The sequence below is a fragment of the Kitasatospora sp. NPDC001175 genome (assembly GCF_053598215.1).
In genome coordinates this window covers 1-15,737 of sequence record NZ_JBSFJU010000047.1, presented here as the reverse complement: position 1 = coordinate 15,737, position 15,737 = coordinate 1, and the positions used below count along the sequence as shown (strand labels likewise).

At 69.6% G+C, this 15,737-nt stretch carries 18 protein-coding genes; 7 read left to right on the top strand and 11 right to left on the bottom strand.

Going from position 1 to position 15,737, the window contains the following annotated elements; all coding sequences use genetic code 11:
* The first annotated feature begins 195 nt into the window (after positions 1–195).
* Together ACWDAK_RS27865 and ACWDAK_RS27860 are read left to right on the top strand one after the other, a co-directional pair.
* On the top strand, positions 196–1,149 hold the full coding sequence (locus ACWDAK_RS27865) for a GlxA family transcriptional regulator (RefSeq protein ID WP_344638755.1): 954 nt from the start codon (positions 196–198) through the stop codon (positions 1,147–1,149).
* A gap of 212 nt (positions 1,150–1,361) precedes the next feature.
* Positions 1,362–2,042 carry a DJ-1/PfpI family protein gene (locus ACWDAK_RS27860; protein ID WP_427395137.1) on the top strand — a complete coding sequence of 227 codons (681 nt, stop codon included), beginning with the start codon at positions 1,362–1,364 and terminating at the stop codon, positions 2,040–2,042.
* Between the two features lie 35 nt (positions 2,043–2,077).
* On the opposite strand, the gene ACWDAK_RS27855 is transcribed toward ACWDAK_RS27860, so the two are convergent.
* The 10 genes from ACWDAK_RS27855 to ACWDAK_RS27810 all read right to left on the bottom strand — a co-directional run bounded on the left by ACWDAK_RS27855 (position 2,078) and on the right by ACWDAK_RS27810 (position 10,613).
* Entirely contained in the window at positions 2,078–2,773 is a 696-nt protein-coding gene (locus ACWDAK_RS27855) for an alpha/beta hydrolase (RefSeq protein WP_344638753.1), read from the bottom strand.
* A gap of 350 nt (positions 2,774–3,123) precedes the next feature.
* The gene (locus ACWDAK_RS27850) at positions 3,124–3,819 is read right to left on the bottom strand and encodes a type 1 glutamine amidotransferase domain-containing protein (RefSeq protein WP_344638752.1); all 696 of its coding nucleotides are present in this window, start codon (positions 3,817–3,819) and stop codon (positions 3,124–3,126) included.
* Positions 3,820–4,215: 396 nt separating this feature from the next.
* Positions 4,216–5,013: a maleylpyruvate isomerase family mycothiol-dependent enzyme gene (locus tag ACWDAK_RS27845; protein WP_344638751.1), complete on the bottom strand. Its 798-nt coding sequence runs from the start codon at positions 5,011–5,013 to the stop codon at positions 4,216–4,218.
* Positions 5,014–5,050: 37 nt separating this feature from the next.
* Positions 5,051–5,968: an NAD(P)-dependent oxidoreductase gene (locus ACWDAK_RS27840; RefSeq protein ID WP_344638750.1), complete on the bottom strand. Its 918-nt coding sequence runs from the start codon at positions 5,966–5,968 to the stop codon at positions 5,051–5,053.
* A gap of 88 nt (positions 5,969–6,056) precedes the next feature.
* Entirely contained in the window at positions 6,057–6,407 is a 351-nt protein-coding gene (locus ACWDAK_RS27835) for an aldehyde dehydrogenase family protein (protein WP_427395138.1), read from the bottom strand.
* Entirely contained in the window at positions 6,371–6,553 is a 183-nt protein-coding gene (locus ACWDAK_RS27830; protein WP_344638748.1) for an aldehyde dehydrogenase family protein, read from the bottom strand. The genes ACWDAK_RS27835 and ACWDAK_RS27830 overlap by 37 nt, the downstream gene beginning before the upstream one ends.
* Before the next feature lie 490 nt (positions 6,554–7,043).
* Positions 7,044–7,901, bottom strand: a complete 858-nt coding sequence (locus tag ACWDAK_RS27825) for an alpha/beta fold hydrolase (protein WP_344638747.1) — start codon at positions 7,899–7,901, stop codon at positions 7,044–7,046.
* A gap of 542 nt (positions 7,902–8,443) precedes the next feature.
* Entirely contained in the window at positions 8,444–8,887 is a 444-nt protein-coding gene (locus ACWDAK_RS27820; protein WP_427395140.1) for a GlcG/HbpS family heme-binding protein, read from the bottom strand.
* 406 nt (positions 8,888–9,293) lie between these two features.
* On the bottom strand, positions 9,294–9,614 hold the full coding sequence (locus tag ACWDAK_RS27815; protein WP_344638745.1) for an NIPSNAP family protein: 321 nt from the start codon (positions 9,612–9,614) through the stop codon (positions 9,294–9,296).
* 30 nt (positions 9,615–9,644) lie between these two features.
* The gene (locus tag ACWDAK_RS27810; RefSeq protein ID WP_427395141.1) at positions 9,645–10,613 is read right to left on the bottom strand and encodes an NADP-dependent oxidoreductase; all 969 of its coding nucleotides are present in this window, start codon (positions 10,611–10,613) and stop codon (positions 9,645–9,647) included.
* A 140-nt stretch (positions 10,614–10,753) separates the two neighbouring features.
* Here ACWDAK_RS27810 and ACWDAK_RS27805 point away from each other — a divergent pair, with 140 nt between their 5' ends.
* The 5 genes from ACWDAK_RS27805 (at position 10,754) to ACWDAK_RS27785 (ending at position 14,413) form a co-directional block, all read left to right on the top strand.
* On the top strand, positions 10,754–11,131 hold the full coding sequence (locus tag ACWDAK_RS27805) for a winged helix-turn-helix transcriptional regulator (protein ID WP_344638743.1): 378 nt from the start codon (positions 10,754–10,756) through the stop codon (positions 11,129–11,131).
* Between the two features lie 315 nt (positions 11,132–11,446).
* Positions 11,447–11,818 carry a hypothetical protein gene (locus tag ACWDAK_RS27800; protein WP_344638742.1) on the top strand — a complete coding sequence of 124 codons (372 nt, stop codon included), beginning with the start codon at positions 11,447–11,449 and terminating at the stop codon, positions 11,816–11,818.
* The gene (locus ACWDAK_RS27795) at positions 11,800–12,060 is read left to right on the top strand and encodes a hypothetical protein (protein ID WP_344638741.1); all 261 of its coding nucleotides are present in this window, start codon (positions 11,800–11,802) and stop codon (positions 12,058–12,060) included. Before ACWDAK_RS27800 ends, ACWDAK_RS27795 begins: the two co-directional genes overlap by 19 nt.
* Complete coding sequence (locus ACWDAK_RS27790) at positions 12,060–13,166, top strand: radical SAM/SPASM domain-containing protein (RefSeq protein WP_344638740.1); 1,107 nt, start codon at positions 12,060–12,062, stop codon at positions 13,164–13,166. Before ACWDAK_RS27795 ends, ACWDAK_RS27790 begins: the two co-directional genes overlap by 1 nt.
* A gap of 173 nt (positions 13,167–13,339) precedes the next feature.
* Positions 13,340–14,413 carry a glycosyltransferase family 4 protein gene (locus ACWDAK_RS27785; RefSeq protein ID WP_427395142.1) on the top strand — a complete coding sequence of 358 codons (1,074 nt, stop codon included), beginning with the start codon at positions 13,340–13,342 and terminating at the stop codon, positions 14,411–14,413.
* A gap of 201 nt (positions 14,414–14,614) precedes the next feature.
* On the opposite strand, the gene ACWDAK_RS27780 is transcribed toward ACWDAK_RS27785, so the two are convergent.
* Entirely contained in the window at positions 14,615–15,136 is a 522-nt protein-coding gene (locus tag ACWDAK_RS27780; RefSeq protein WP_344638738.1) for a hypothetical protein, read from the bottom strand.
* Positions 15,137–15,737: the final 601 nt, after the last annotated feature.

Sequence of the window (15,737 nt, the reverse complement as noted above, 5' to 3'; positions counted from 1 at the left end):
TCACGTGCTGGGCGGGAAGCGGTGGAGTCCCGAGAGAGGGACAACCGGCATCGGAGCCTAGGAACGGAGAGCCACCGACTCCCAGCGGCTGGAATGACAGAAGTCACCGGAATCTCGCCAATCCTTTGACCTGCGCCATCGCGAACCGTAGGACAGAGAGGGTCGTCGTGGTGTCCGGAAGCTGAGGAGTCATAGGTGCACACCGTCGCGGTTCTGGCAGTCGACCAGGTCATCCCCTTCGACCTGTCCACGCCCTTGGAGGTGTTCGCCCGGGTCCGGCTGCCGGACGGGCGCCGCCCCTACCAAGTGCGCGTGTGCGCGCCTCGTGCGCAGATCCCGGCAGCCGGATTCGTGATCACCGCCCCCTGGGGCCTGGACGGGCTTGCCGACGCCGACACCGTGATCGTTCCCGGTCGTGCGGAGGGCGCGCCCCCGCCGGGTGAGGAGGTGCTGGAGGCGTTGCGCGCGGCGGCGGCCCGGGGCACCAGGATCGCCTCGATCTGCGTCGGCGCCTTCGACCTCGCCTCGACCGGACTGCTCGACGGGCTGGCGGCGACCACGCACTGGGTCGCCGCCCCCGATCTGGCCCGACGCTTCCCCGCGGTCGAAGTGCGGCCCGACGTCCTCTACGTCGACAACGGGCAACTGCTCACCTCCGCAGGGGCCTCGGCGGGGCTGGACCTGTGCCTGCACATGATCCGCCGCGACTTCGGCTCCGCGGTGGCCGCCGATGCGGCCCGCTTGGCGGTCACCCCGCTGGAACGCGAAGGGGGCCAGGCCCAGTTCATCGTCCATCCCCAACCACCGGTCCCGCAGGGTTCCACGCTCGAACCGGTGCTCGCCTGGATGGAGCAGCACCTCGGTGAGGAGCTGACGCTCGACCTCATGGCCCGGCGCAGCGGCATGAGCGCGCGCACTTTCAGCCGTCGGTTCCGCGAGCAGACCGGCACCACACCGCTGCAGTGGCTGCTGCGGGCCCGGGTGCGGCGGGCGCAGTTCCTGCTGGAGAACACCGACCACACCATCGAGCGCATCGCCGACCAGGCCGGCTTCGGTTCCCCGACGGCCTTCCGCGAGCGCTTCAAACGGGTCGCCGGCACCACGCCGCAGAGCTACCGCGCCACCTTCCGCAGCAGCGAGCACGGCTGAGGAACTCTGCCTCGAACGCTGTCGGATCACTGCTGCAGCCACGCGGGGTGGTCCGGACGCCGCCGACGCGCAGCTCTGAGCGACGACAGGCGACTCGTGGCGAGATCCCGTTGGAATGTGTCATTCGAGCCCATCCCCGCTTAGCGCACCGGCTCCTAGCATCGAGGCGAAGTCGGCGACCGCCGGCTCCCAGTCCGACGAAAGACACTCACATGCACGTCCAGATCGTGTTGTTCGACGGGTTCGACCCGCTTGACGCCATCGCGCCGTTCGAGGTCCTCCATGCCGGCGGGACCGCCTCCGGGGGCGCCGTCAGCGTGGAGCTGGTCAGCGCCGAGGGCCCGCGGGAGGTCGTCAGTGGCACCGGCGGCCTGTCGCTGCGAGCCACTGGCGCCCTCGACCCGGGTCGTCCCGGCGTCGTCCTCGTCCCCGGTGGCTCCGGGCGCGTCGGCGATCCCGGCGACGCCGCGGACTTCGAAGACGACGGTGCGCAGGAGGACGCTATCGCGCTCCGGCTGGCCCGCGTGCTGGACACCGAGCTGCCGGTGCTGCTCAAGGCCGCCATCGAGGACGCGCGGATCACCGTGGCGACGGTCTGCGGCGGCTCGCTCGTCCTGGCCATGGCCGGCCTCCTCCAAGGTCGCCACGCCACCACCCACCACCTGGGCCTGGACCTGCTCGACGCGACCGGCGTCCACGCCGTCCGCGCACGCGTCGTCGACGACGGCGACCTGATCACCGCCGCCGGGGTCACCTCCGGCCTCGACCTCGGCCTGTACCTGCTGGAGCGCGAAGTGGGTCCGCAGATCGCCCACGCCGTGGAGGACTTGTTCGCCCATGAACGCCGCGGCACCACCTGGCGCCCCGACGGGCCCGAGCCGGCCGCTTTCTGAGCGCCCCGCACCGCCCCGCACGTTACGAACTGCCGTCACAGGCTCAGCAGCAGGTCCCGGACCGTTGCGGGCTGGGACAGGAACGGGTGGTGGCCGGCGTCGAGCTCAACGACGTTGCCGGCTCGGCGGGCGAACTCGCGCTGCAGCGGCGGCGGGGTGCCCCGGTCCTGAGCGCAGACGAGGTACGTCGAGGGCAACTGCTGCCATGCGGCCGCCCCGACCGGCTGCCCGGTCACCTGCACGCTCTGCCGGGCGAGGTGGTTCACCGCCAGTGCCTGGACCTCGGGGTCGCAGTCTTGCAGGAACGTGTCCACGAGCAGCTCGGGGCGGACCCCGAACGTGCCGGCATCGGGGTCGACGTCGAGGAACGGGGCGGGGCCGCCGTCCCCGAACTCCGACAGGCTCTGCCCGACCTCGGGCAGATAGCTGGAGACCAGCAGCAGATGGCGCACCGACCCGATTCCCGCAGCGGCTTCCGCGGTGACGACACCGCCGTAGCTGTGCGCGACCACGACGGTCGGCTCGTCGCCGGCCTGCAGCACCTGCCGCACCGCGGCAACATCCTCGGGCAGCCCCGGACCGCCGACGCCGCCAGGCAGGCCCGCCTCGCCGCAGCTCGGTAGCGCCGGGGCCACGCTCGGCACCCCCCGCTCCTGCAGCAGCTCGGCGGTGCGGTGCCACCACCACGACCCGTCCCGCACGCACGCCCCGTGCACGAACACGACTCTCATCGGCACCTCCACGTCGGCCTCGACTGCCCCCTTGCACATAGTGCTGCGTCGACCACCATTGCCGAAGGTCACGGGCGCGGCTCTTGGCTCGCAATCACGGAGCAGGAGCTGATCATGATCGTGGTGACCGGCGCTACCGCTGCTGATAGTCGAGGAACCTGATCCGAAGTTGACGTTGGCGCTATGGCCCGGAACTGACACTCCAGATAGCTGACTTCGTGCGCTTCAGAGGCTCTGGCAGCAGAGGGGTTACTTGAGGCGGCGGGTGGAAGGGCGGGTGTCCCAGCGGTGGGTGTGGCGGGCCGCCTGGATGACGCAACGGACGGTGACGCCCCCTGGACTCACCCCGGTCAGGACAGAGCCTTGACGAGCTCTTTGGCGAGAGGGCCGGAGGAAGCGGGGTTCTGGCCTGTGAAGAGGTTGCGGTCCACGACCGTGTAGGGCTCCCAGGCAGGACCTCGCGAATACCGGGTGGGCAGCTTCCTCAGCTCGTCCTCCAGGAGCCACTTGGCTTTGTCGGCGAAACCGACGCCGGCCTCCTCTTCGTTGCAGAAGCCCGTCACACGGTAGTTCGCGAAGGGTGTGTCGCCGTTTGCGTCACGGGTCGCGAGGAGAGCAGCCGGGGCGTGACAGACGATGCCGAGCGGCCTGCCGGAAGCGAGCGCCTTTCGCAGCAGTGCCCCGGAGTCGGGGTCGACAGAGAGGTCTTCCATCGGGCCGTGCCCTCCGGGGTAATAGACCGCGTCATAGTCCTCAAGGCGCACCTCCGTGAGGGAGATGGGATGCCGCAGCTCATCCGCCGACTCGATGACGGCCTCCTCCCGGAGGGCGTTCTCCTCGCCGCCCGCCATGCGGGGCTCCAGGCTCATCGTGTCTACGACGGGGACGACCCCGTTCGGCGTTGCCACGGTGACCTCGTGTCCGGCGTCGGTGAACACGCTGTAGGGCGCCACGAACTCCTCGGCCCAGTATCCGGTGGGGTGTCGATGTCCGTCCTTCAGGGTCCAGTAGCTCGCGCCGGTCAGCACGCACAGGATCTTGGCCATAGGACGCTCCTGCTGGAAGACGCCGCCCCAGAAAGGGCGTGGGATGACCCCTTTAAACGTACACCGCAAGTGTGAGCAGGAGCCTTGGAAGCTGCAAGTCGTGGCCGATCGGGGCGTGTATACATCGACATCGTGAAACGTCTATAGAATCTCGACACCCGCCCTATAGAGGCTGGACGACATGAACGCGTCTTCTTTTCGGTGATGAGTCATCTTGAGGTGCAGAAATCTGATTGAGCAGCGGACTGGACACATGATGCAGAAGGCGCCCGAAAGGGGCGAGCTGCAAACCCACGGAGCTGGTCAGCCGAGCGTGGTAGGAAACAGGGATCAACCACCCGATACGAACGGAAATCCCCGCAACGCCTGGCCTTCCTCGGACATAGCAGTCCTCTGCTAAATGATGTCGAGGCAGTCGAGGAACGGTGTCGCGGCGGATGCGTCCCCCGTGATGCGGCAGTGGTCGCGCCAGGGTTTGCGGGTGGTGGCCCACGCGATGAAGTCGAGTGCCGTGCTGTGGACCCGGGTGGTGGCGTCCGCACCAGGTGCCACGGTCAGCTGCCCGTCCGGCCAGGTCGCGGGGAGGATGGTGACTGTGGTGGCGCCCGGCCCGGTCAGGTCGAGGACGAGGGGCCGGCGGACGGTGGCGGTGAGTTCGGGCCCTTGCATCTGGGGGAGGCCGGCGAGCATGAACTCGACGGCGGGGGCGACCAGGTCGTCGGTCGGTTCCGGCAGGGTGAACGGGAGCGGGCCGTCGGGGGCGAGCATGTCGTTGCGCAGGTGGCAGAAGACGTTGAACGCCATGGTGTTCGCCAGAAGGTGGCGCGGATACGTCCCGAGCCCGGGCACCTCGACGGGCGCGTCGGCCCCGGGTGGTTCCTGGGCCGCTTCCAGGAGGTCCAGCTGCTGGGGGGTGCTGCGCCGCCACTCGTCGAGGACGTCGGCATGGCTCCAGCCACGGCGCTCGTCGACGCGCAGGTCGTGGTAGCGCTCGCGGTTCTTCGGCAGTGAGGGGTTGGGTGGCGGCGGGTCCACCGCCTCGGAGGCGAGGGCCGCAAGGTGGGCCACCACGTCGATGACGCGCCAGCCGTCGCACGCGGACGGCAGGTCCCATTGCTCGTCGTCGACCTGGGGGATGATCTCCGCCAGTTGCGCTGTGCTCGAGCGCGCGGCGGCGATGCCGGCACGGGTCATCGTTCCTCCATGGCCCTCTCTCGACGGGACGGCCCGGTCAGGATGCGGCCTGGCGGGGCATGCGGTAGGTCGCGGCGACGTCCGCGCGGCCGAGTCCGTCGTCGGCCGCGAGGTGGAGGCGTTCGCGTACGACTTCCGCGATGCCCAGGTGCAGGCCGGCGGCGCGGGCGGTGTCGGTGATCAGGTCGGCGTCCTTGGCCGCGGCTTCGAGGGGGAAGGAGGGGGTGTCGAGGTCGTCGTCGATCATCTTCGGGCCCTTGCTCTGGACGTACTGGCTGTTGAGGCCGCTGCCGTCGATGACGTCGATGACGTCGATGACCAGGTGGGGATCCACCCCGAGGGTGCGGGCGAGGGTGAGGGACTCCGCGATGCCCTCGACGGTGGTCAGGACCCAGGCGTTGTAGGCGAGTTTGAGGCTGCTCGGTTGGCCGACCTCGTCGAGCCACACGGTGCGTGAACCCACTGCCTCCAGGACCGGTCGCACCTCTTCCCGTGCCTCCTGCTGCGGGGACGCGGCCAGGACGGTCAGAGTACCGGCCACAGCCGGTTCCTTGGTTCCCAGGAGGGGTGCCTCGGCGTACGCGACGTTCAGGCGGGCCGCCTGGTCCGCGAGACGGCGGCCCCCGTCCGGGGACACCGTGCACGTCTGCACCCACACCGTGTGGCCGCCCATGCCGTCGCGAGCCCGGTCCATCACGTCGGCGACCACCTTCTCGTTCGCAAGCGCGGTCAGTACGACGTCGGCGCCGCGGCATGCCTCGGCCGGCGTGTCGCACACCGCGCCGCCGGCGTCGGCCAGCGGTTCGGCGGCGGCGCGATTGCGGTTCCACACGCGCAGTCCCAGGCCCGCCGCCGCGATGTTGCGCGCCATGGCCTCCCCCATGGTGCCCGTGCCGAGCACTGCGACCACGGGCCTTCTCTGCCCGGACGACGGGGGCTGGTTCGCTCCGCTCATCGTCGCGCCTCCATCCGCTCGGTGGGCCCGCGCCGCGACGGCCGGCGCGCGTGCCAGTGGTGTCGACTTGCCGCCCGGTACCGGGAATTCAGGCGTCCTGGCCGATCCAGACGGTCTTGGCGTTCATGAAGTCCCGCATCCCGAGGTCGGACAGCTCACGTCCGTAGCCACTGCGTTTGACACCACCGAAGGGGATCTCGGGGTAGCTGGTCGTGTTGCCGTTGATGAAGGCCATGCCCGACTGCACCTCGCGGACGAACAGTTCGCGTTCGGCCTCGTCCTCGCTCCACAGATTCGACCCGAGGCCGTAGGGGTACCCGTTGGCTTCCCGCAGGGCTTCCTCCAGGGAGGGCACCGTCCACACCTGCGCCACGGGGCCGAAGACCTCCTCGTGGTACATGTTCATCTCCGGCGTGATGCCGCTGCATGCTGCAGCCATCCCGCCCGCTCCTCGACGCTCGTCAGCCGGTACGAGGCGGCCGCGGCCGCCGCACGGGCGAGCTTGTCCTCCAGCTCCTCAGGAGTCAGTTCGTCGAACCTCCTGAGGACCTCACCTGTCACGGGACTCGTCGTTGCGATAGCCATGAATCCACGGTATGACCACCTGAAAAGACCCGCACTTCACCCGTTTGCGCTCTCGTTCGTCCCGCGAAGCGGCGCGCTCATCGTCGGGAGCCCTACCTTCCCGGCCAGCCGGAACCCCTCTGTCCTACAGCGAGCGACCCGCCACACGGCCACCACACCCGCTGCCGATCACGCGCCACGGCACCAGATTCGCGGCAAGTGCAGGCACGCGAACATGGTGATACCCGGAGCGGCGGCCGCGCCGACCGACGCCAGAGCCCATTTCCTGCCCGCACTGCACGGCCCAAGCCGCTTTCCTGCTTGCCAGCGAGAGCGAGGAACTGTGATGCAGGTGCGAGCAGCCCGGATGTACGGACACCAGGAACCGCTTCAGATCGAAGAGGTTCCTGGCATCCGAGCCAACTCGCAAAGAAATTCCCCTCCTTGAGGATGCGAATCTGGCCACCTGCCGCCGAGGTCTTGGCGCCCCTGGCCAGTTCGAGCGGTTGCCCTATTTCCGCATGTAGTCCTCGACGGCGTCGACGATCAGATTTTTCACCGCCTGCGGCTGGGATACTAGGGACACGTGCGAGGAGTCGATCTCCACTGTCTTGCGCGCATTCGCCCGCTTCGCTTCGAAGCGCTCCAGGCTCGGGTTGATCGCCCGGTCCTGCTTGCCGACAAGGGCGTAAACGGGCTTGTTCCGCCATGCGGCACCGGTGAGCTTATCCGTGAACGCCGACAGCGCGATCGGACGCTGTGTAGCTGCCAGAACATCGGTCTGACTCGTGGGCAGGTCCGCAGCGAAGACCGTGTGCAGTCTGTCCGGCTGTACATAAACGTCCGTGCCGGTAGTGCCGTCGCCGTTCCGGAAGGGCACCTGCTTCAAAGCCGTGGTGAGTTCAGGGGGAGCGAACTTCGCCGAGAGGCTGGAAAACGACTCTCCCACATCGGGCATGATCGCATTGATGTACACAAGGGCCTTGACGTTGTCGTTTCCGACGGCAGCCTGCGAGATCACCTCTCCGCCATAGGAATGACCAGCCAGGACAATCGGTCCCTTCACGGACTTCAGGAAACTCGCAAGGTAGGTCGAGTCCTGGGGAATGCCGCGGAGGGGGTTGGCCGGTGCGGCCACCCTGTAGCCGTTCTTCTGGAGCCGCTCCACGACACCGTTCCAGCTCGACGCGTCGGCGAAGGCGCCGTGTACGAGCACGATGGTGGGCTTCTCCCCGCCGGGATCACCGCTCGGACCACCAGCCTGCACCGTTACGGCCGCCAGGACGGAGGTGGTTCCCGATACCGCCAGAAATGCCGCCCCCCAACGGACGATGTTCAAGTTGCGGCGCGACTTGCAGGATATTCGCATGCCACTCCTTCGGTGCGAGGGCGTCAGGCGACACCCGGGATTCCAGGGTCGAGGACACCTGTCGGCTCGTCTCCGCGTACGGGCCATCCGAGTGAACGCACGTCAGAGGTCTGGAGTCCTCCATCCTCCAGAGCACCCTCGGCCAGGACCGACCCGCACGGTTTGCACCACGACATCCCCCACACCCACCCGTAGTGAGTCCGCCGCGTCATCTACACCGACCGACGCACCGTCGCCGTCCTCACCACCACGGTCTTCGACCTCGCCCGCCCCCGGGCGGCCACAGCCCACCGGGCCCTGGTGAACGCCGCCAACTGCGCCATGAAACGCATCGTCACCGAGGAACCCAGGCACGCGGTCGTTGTCGCCGGCCGCCGGGTGGCCGATGTACGTGCCCTCCGTGATGATCAGGCCACCCCGCCCGCAGCACACCGGGCGTCGTACCTACGTACCTACGCACGCACCTGTGGAGGTGAGTTCGGCGGCCCTGGCTGCGGCGCCGGCTGCGGACGCTCGGCCAGGGCCACCGGATGGGGCCTTCGTCAGGCGGGGAGCTCGAAGCCGAGCGCCTTCAGGGCCGCCTCGGCGGCCTGCTGGTCCTGCTCGTAGGTGCCGCCGGAGATGCCCAGGCCGCCGAGGAGCTTGCCGTCCTCCAGGATCGGGTAGCCGCCGCCAACGGCCATGAGGCGGGGGTGGTGGGCGAGGGGCGCGACGTTGGGGTCGCCCAGGTAGTTGTTCCAGACGTGGGTGGGGTAGCCGAAGGACGCCGCCGTCCACGCCTTGTCGACGGCGACCTCGCTGGCGAGGAACGGGGTGGAGTCGGTGCGCTGGAACGCCTTGAGGTGTCCGCCGGCGTCGGTGACGGCCACGGACGCCTCGAACCCGATCTCCGTGGCGGCGGTCCGCACCGCCTGGATGAGGGCATTGGCGGCCTCGAGGGTGATGGAGGAGGCGGAGGTGGATTTGGTGAGGGGTGCGTTGGTCATGGCTGCTTTCTGGGTGTTGTGGTGCGTGATCGCGCCGGCCGGTGACGAGGGGTCGTGGTGGCCGGTGTCCGTACGGGAACCCGGGGACCCGATCCGCTGGGTTCATCCCGTCGTGGTTGCGACCGCAGGGCCGAGGGAGTGGTTACCCGCAAGGGCAGGCACTTCCCGCTGGGAAGTAGCAAGGCTGCGGCGATGCTGACGGACCGGAAGGCGCCGCAGCGGAGCCCTGACCGGCTGCGGTCGCCGGTGGGCATCCGGACTCCGTCGACGTGGGAGGCATCGTCGCCGGCGCCCGCCCAGGGGTGGCACCGCCCGGTCACCCCGGCCCGGCCGGATACGGCGAGGGCCGGTCCCCGTGGGTTGCGCGGAAGCCGGTACCAGACCGCCGGCTTGCGGGTGTCGCGGGTTACTGGAGGGGTGAGGCAGGGGTGGGTGTGACGCGGCTGACGACGGACTTCTCGGGGATCAGCAGGCCGTAGACGACCGGGCCGATCTCGTTCTTCCAGCGGTCGTGGTGGTAGACCGCCGCGTTCAGAGCCTCGCTCTGGGCCTCGTCCTCGAACCGGCGGATCCACACGTAGCCGTCCTCGTCCCGGTCGTCGACGAAGGAGGCGGTCACGTCCATGCCCAGCGAGGCCTGGAACGGGATGACCACGTCCTCCATGTAGCGGACCCACTCCTCGCGGCGTCCGGGCTGGGCCTGGTAGCGGCGGATCTCGTAGTACACGGTGTCACTCCAGAACGGTTGCCGGGGCGGTCAGTTGGTGAGGGTCAGGACGAGCTTGCCGCGGGTTCGGCCCGCCTCGCCGCGGGCGTGGGCCGCGCCGGCCTGCTCGAGCGGGAAGGTCTCCTCCACCTCGACGGCGACCTCGCCGGCGTCGATCAGGTCGGCGATCGTCCTCAGCGCGGCGCCGTCCGGCTCGACCAGGAACGGGGTCACCCGCACGCCGGCCGCCTCGGCGGCCTGTGCCAGCTCCGGCGAGACGCCGGCCGGGATCGCGACCAGCAGGCCGCCGGGACGCAGCACCTTCAGCGAGCGGGTGCTGGTCTGATCGTGGGCGTCGCCCACCAGGTCGATCACCACGTCGACGTCGGCGGTGGCGCCCTCGAAACGGGTGGTGGTGTAGTCGATGGTCTCGTTGGCGCCGAGTTCCTTGAGCCAGGGGTGGCGGGCGGCGCTGGCGGTGGCGATCACGTGGGCGCCCAGGTGCCGGGCGAACTGGACCGCGAAGTGGCCCACCCCGCCGGCCGCGGCGGTGACCAGGACGCGCTGGCCGGCCCGCACGTTGGCGGTGTCGACGACGGCCTGCCAGGCGGTCAGTGCCGCCAGCGGCACGGCGGCGGCGTGCACGTGGTCGACGGCGGCCGGCTTGCGGGCCCACTGGCGGGCCGGCGCGGTCACGTACTCGGCGTAGGCGTTCGCGACGCGCGGGAACCACGGCATGCCGTACACCTCGTCGCCGACCTTCAGCGTGGTCACACCGAAGCCGACCTCCTCCACCACGCCCGACACGTCCCAACCGAGCGTGAACGGCGGCTCACCCAGCAGGCCGGCCATTCCGGTGCCGCCCCGGGTCTTCCAGTCCACCGGGTTGATCCCGGCCGCGTGCACCCGCACCAGCACCTCGGTCGGCAGCGGCACCGGCCGCGCCACCTGCTGGACCCGCAGCACCTCCGGGCCGCCGAAACCGTCCTGGACCACTGCGCGCATCATGTCTGCGGACATGCGTCATCTCCTGAAACGACGTTCCCGGGAAGGCCGTTGGCGGCCTCCCCCTTGACGTCGACGACGCTATCCCCGTGGGTATAGTTACCTTCAAGGTCTATTACTTCCCATCGGGAAGTATCCTGGTGAGGAGAGCGAGCATGACCACCACCTGCCCCAGCGGCCAGCACTCGCGCCACGACGTCTACGCGGCCCAGTGCCCCTGCCGCACCCTGCTCGACCTGCTCGCCAACAAATGGTCCGCCCTCGCCATCGGCGCCCTCGAACAGGGCCCCCAGCGGTTCGGAGAACTCCAGCGCCGCCTCCAGGGCGTCAGCCCCAAGGTCCTCACCCAGACCCTGCGCCGCCTGGAGGACTTCGGCATCCTCGACCGCACGGTCTACCCCGCCGTACCGCTGCACGTCGAGTACTCCCTCACCGCGCTCGGCCAGAGCGCCGCGATTCCGCTCAACGCACTCCGCTCCTGGGTCGAGGACAACATCGACCACGCGTACCGACCGGAACCGGTCGCGTCCTGAGACTGTCACCTCGATGTGATGCCCGCGTCCGACTCGGGCCGCCAGGCCGGCCCGCGCGGCACTGTCACATGCCGGCGCAGGGCCCGCTCGGCCGTTGTGGGGCGGCGGCCCCACAACGGAGGCCGGCGATCGGCGCGAGACCCGCACCGTTTGGAAGGCCCCACGGCAGCCTGACCATGTACTGGACCGGAGACATCCGTGGGTCTGGCTGCCGGATTGCGTCACCGCGACACTCGCGCAACGCTAAGAGCATCCAGCGCCTTACTGAAAGTTACCATGCTGAGGGCGCACCCATCTGCGGCACGGAGGCTGGCAATGCCCGACCCGACGAACCCCTCGGAACCCCCGGTTTCCAGTACCGACATCACGGCTTTTGCCGATCGGCTCGCGAGCTGGAGTGAATCCCTCTCCCCCACCGAGCGGTCGCTGGCCCAGGTGCTGGTCCAGTACACACGGGACCTCCGGCCGGACGACATCCGCCGCGGCCAGCTCGTCGCGGGCCTCTCCGATGCGACGCGCGCCGTCGTCGAAACCGCCAAGAGGCGGTGGGCCGAAGAACCCGACGGTGGAGGATGGGTCGAGATCGGACCGATCTGGCAGAAGGCCAATCAAACCGCGGGACGGGAGGAGCAGGAGATCGTCCAGTGGACCTACTTCCGGCCGGAAAAGTGGACGCCCACACTGTGAACGGCGACATCGTCGCCCGTAGGGAGATCGACGCGACAGCCGCCGACTCCTTTGTCGTGGCGTTGGACCGGTTCGCTGCCGAACTGTCCTGTTCCGAGCACGACATTCTGGTCGCCGTGCTCAACGCCGCAATGGGGCCTTGGGAGCGGATGGCCGCGCGGCCGGCAGAGGAGCTGCTGGATCCGTCGGACGCCCAGCTGGTGGAACGGCTGGTGGAGCGAGCCCACCAGAGGGAGGCCTAGTGGGCCGCTATCTCGGCCTGATCGTCAAGGCGACGCGCTTGTGCAACCTGCGTTGCGCGTACTGCCACGACTGGCGAAGCGGACCGAACCAGACGATGAGCTTCCCGGTGCTGGCCCACCTGACCGCCCGGGCGCTCGCCGATCCGGCCCATCAGGCGGTCGAGTTCATCTGGCACGGCGGCGAGCCGACCGTGCTGCCGCAGTCGTTCTACGAGCGGGCGGTGTATCTGCAAGCCCGCCTGCGCCGGCCCGGCCAGACGATCCGCAACTCGCTGCAGACCAACGGCACCCGGATCGACCGATCCTGGGCGCGGTTCTTCCGGGAGTTCCAGTTCACGGTCAGCGTGAGCCTGGACGGCCCGCCCGCGGTGCACGACCGCTACCGCCGCTACGTCTCCGGCCGGTCGTCCTTCGATGACGTACGCCGCGGACTGGACGCCTTGCGTGACAACGGTGTACCGGTCAGCGTGCTCATGGTCATCGACAGAAAGGCGCTCGAACTGGGACCCGATCCGATCTTCGACTTCTTCGCGGCGGAAGGGATCACCAGCTACGGCCTGCTCGCCGCCAAACCCACGAACCAGCCGGACGCAGCGCCGGGCACACCGACGGCGCACTACGTGACCCCGGCGGAGATGGGCCGCTTCCTGCGAGCGTACTTCGACCGTTGGTTGGCCCACGGTGACCCCGCCATCCGGGTGAGGGAGTTCGATGGGCTACTGAACCGGCTGTCGGACCGTCGCTCCAACGTCTGCACGCTCGCCGGCGACTGCTTCGGCCGCTACTACCTCGTCGAACCCGACGGCGAGGTGGCCCACTGCGACCTGTTCGTCGGAGACCCCGCGTACACGCTGGGCAACGTGCTGACCGACTCGTTCACCGCGTTCCGGCACGGGCCGGCCCTCGTCCGGTTGCGGGACTCGAACGACCGCGCGCTCGCCGCGATGCGCGACTGTCCCGAGTTCGGGGTGTGCAACGGCTGGTGCCCACACGAGCGGTACATCGCCTCCCGGCACGACCCCGGATTCACCGGCGACTGCTGCGGGCTGCGCGAACTCGTCCAGCACATGCGGGAGCGCCTTGCGGTCACCGCGTCGGCGCCGTGAAGGTCCTGCTCGGGCCGGCGCACGAACTACACGTCGGGGTGCACGGCTCACTCCTAACCGTGCCGCCTGACGAGGCGGTTTACGTCCAGTGCACGTACACGCTGTGTTTCCGGCCCGATCGCGAGGCCTGCCGGCCGTTCTCCCCACTGCACGATCCGGCAGTCGCGGAGTGGGTGCGCTTTGCCGACGTACCCGCCGACGTGGAGGTGGTGCACTCGTCCCGGTTGCCGGTCCAGACACCGCTGCCCTGGGTGGTCGACGCGGACTCCCTGCTGACGCCGCTTCAGGTCGGCCGGTTCTTCGCACTGGGCGCGGCAGCCCGCGGCGACCCGCCGATTCCCGGCCCGGGTGCGGTGGCCCGCCGGGAGAGCGCGATGGCGGCGCGCTACGCCGACGGACGCTGCGCCCGCATCCTCTTCCGCACGGAGCACGCCCGGCGCAGGTTCCTCGATCACCTCCGCGATCGTGGGCACCCGCCGGAGACGGTCGAGAGGCTGACCGCCAAATCCGAGGTGGTGTATCCCGCCGTCCCGGCAACCCCTGCGGTCCGTCGAACCGCATCACCGGTGAGCGTGCTCTACATGGGCCGAACCGCAGCGGACAAGGGTGCCTCCGTGGCGGCCGAGGTCTTCATCCGACTGCGGGCGCATCACCAGGCCGGGGTACGTCTGGTCTTCCTCGGGCCCTGCCCGGGCGGCCTCACCGACCGGCTGACCGCGATCGGAACGGAACTGGTGCCCGTACTGCCCCGATCGCCCTACCTGGACCTGCTCGGTCGGACCGACATCTTCCTCTCCCCGACCACGTTCGAGAGCTTCGGCATGGGCCTCGTCGAAGCCGCCGCCGCGGGACTGGCCATCGTCTGCTCGGCCGGACCGGGTATGGAGCACATCGGCGAGTTGTTCACGCCCGGCGACAACGCCCTGTTCGTCTCGAATGCCGACCCGGTGGCACAACGGGTGGCCGGCTACACCGCAGCGGTGTCCGATCTGATCGACAATGAGCAGCTGCGCAGACGCCTTGCCATGAACAACCGTGCCCTCACCGGCCACGGGAAGCTGTCCCTCCGGCGACGCAACGATCGGCTCGCCGCGGTGTACGCGCAGGCCGCCGCTCTCGGGTCCGACCCGGGCTGCGACCACACGCCCGGAGAAGGCGACCGACCGGTCATCGAGTGGCCCGAACAGATCTGCCACTGGAGCGGGCAGCGCTGCACGGCACGGATCGGCGGCCGGATCATCGTCTGACCGGGACGAGGGGTCTATACGGCCTTCGGCTCTGCAGGACACCGATGGTGACCGATCGTGAGCAATAGTCGCCGAGCCGAGTTCTGCGACCGAAGGGGGAGCATCGACCATGTGTTCTCGCTGGTCAATGTCGGCCGGTTCGGTTCCCACGTCCAAAGTGGCCGTACGGGCCGCGGACAGAGCGGGGCGATGCCGGACCGGTCAGGCTCCTGCGACGCGCCGCCGGCGGTGATGGGCGATGGTGACGGCAGCGAGGAGTGGCCCCCAGGCCACGAGGGGCAGGTAGAGGAATCCGGCGACGGTGTTGCCGAAAGGAGTCATGTTCGGATGGGGAAAGGCCCACCAGAAGGCGAACTGGGTGAGGACCAGTGTCAGCACCCCGGCGCCCAGGCCCGCCGCCACGGTGACCGCGCGCGGGTTCGGACGGCGCCCGCCGACGAGGGGGATCCACCGCGGCAGCACCTCGCCCCACGGCCTGACCAGCCCGAGCGTGAGCAGCGCCAGTAGCTCTCCGGCCGTGCTCAGCCCGACCACGTACACCGCACCCCAGCCGGCAAAGCCCATCGCCTGGTACCCGGCCTCGGTGTACCCGGCGGTAGAACCGGCCGCCAGCAGGAGGCGCCAGATCCCGGATGGCAGGGTGACCAGCGCGGCGGCGTGGGCGGCACGGACGGCCCAGCGGGGCGGGGGCGGAAGGGAGGGGTCGAGTTGCGTGACAGTCATGTGCACCATCGTCCCGGCGTGTCCTCGCCCCGGAATCGTCCCTGAGGACCGGCCTCGTCGCCAGCCTCGGACGGAGATCCGCACCACCCGCTCCCCCGCGCGGGGGAGGCCGTCCTCCCCCGGCGATCACAGATATGCCTGGTGCCCGCCGTCGGCCCGGCGCCGTGCAGATCAGGCCGTACCTGCGGGTGCCCCTTCACCTCGTACGCCGGCAGGGTGCTGAGCGCGAGCGCGGCGCCGAAGGCGGACAGGCCCGCCTGCGGCCCCGGGGTCAGGCACATGGCCAGGGCCGCGGCGGCCGGGGTTGCCGGGGTGCGGACCGCAGCGACGGTCAGGCGAAGGATTTCGAGGCTCCGCCGACCGGCATCACGATGTCGGCGGCCCCGGCGTTGCACGGCCACGCTCCGTTCCCTCCCGGCTTTGCCGGGAGGGGGTGGACAGGCCGATGGGGGCCCGGTGCGTGTGCACCGGGCCCCCTTCGGGTCACTGGGGCCTGTGGGTCGGCTTAGGCAGTGTCCTGGCGATCAGTTGAGTCGTTGATACGACTATGGGGTGTAGGAGTGATCTGACGGATGCCCAGTGGGAGCGCCTGGCGCCGCTT

Excerpts from the sequence above, each read along its gene's own strand:
- ACWDAK_RS27845 (WP_344638751.1), bottom strand. The coding sequence starts at position 5,013 with ATGACCCGTGCCGGCATCGCCGCCGCGCGCTCGAGCACAGCGCAACTG.
- ACWDAK_RS27825 (WP_344638747.1), bottom strand. The coding sequence starts at position 7,901 with ATGCGAATATCCTGCAAGTCGCGCCGCAACTTGAACATCGTCCGTTGG.
- ACWDAK_RS27860 (WP_427395137.1), top strand. The coding sequence starts at position 1,362 with ATGCACGTCCAGATCGTGTTGTTCGACGGGTTCGACCCGCTTGACGCC.
- ACWDAK_RS27810 (WP_427395141.1), bottom strand. The coding sequence starts at position 10,613 with ATGTCCGCAGACATGATGCGCGCAGTGGTCCAGGACGGTTTCGGCGGC.
- ACWDAK_RS27835 (WP_427395138.1), bottom strand. The coding sequence starts at position 6,407 with ATGGCTGCAGCATGCAGCGGCATCACGCCGGAGATGAACATGTACCAC.
- ACWDAK_RS27855 (WP_344638753.1), bottom strand. The coding sequence starts at position 2,773 with ATGAGAGTCGTGTTCGTGCACGGGGCGTGCGTGCGGGACGGGTCGTGG.
- ACWDAK_RS27830 (WP_344638748.1), bottom strand. The coding sequence starts at position 6,553 with ATGGCTATCGCAACGACGAGTCCCGTGACAGGTGAGGTCCTCAGGAGG.
- ACWDAK_RS27840 (WP_344638750.1), bottom strand. The coding sequence starts at position 5,968 with ATGAGCGGAGCGAACCAGCCCCCGTCGTCCGGGCAGAGAAGGCCCGTG.
- ACWDAK_RS27780 (WP_344638738.1), bottom strand. The coding sequence starts at position 15,136 with ATGACTGTCACGCAACTCGACCCCTCCCTTCCGCCCCCGCCCCGCTGG.
- ACWDAK_RS27800 (WP_344638742.1), top strand. The coding sequence starts at position 11,447 with ATGCCCGACCCGACGAACCCCTCGGAACCCCCGGTTTCCAGTACCGAC.
- ACWDAK_RS27850 (WP_344638752.1), bottom strand. The coding sequence starts at position 3,819 with ATGGCCAAGATCCTGTGCGTGCTGACCGGCGCGAGCTACTGGACCCTG.
- ACWDAK_RS27805 (WP_344638743.1), top strand. The coding sequence starts at position 10,754 with ATGACCACCACCTGCCCCAGCGGCCAGCACTCGCGCCACGACGTCTAC.
- ACWDAK_RS27820 (WP_427395140.1), bottom strand. The coding sequence starts at position 8,887 with ATGACCAACGCACCCCTCACCAAATCCACCTCCGCCTCCTCCATCACC.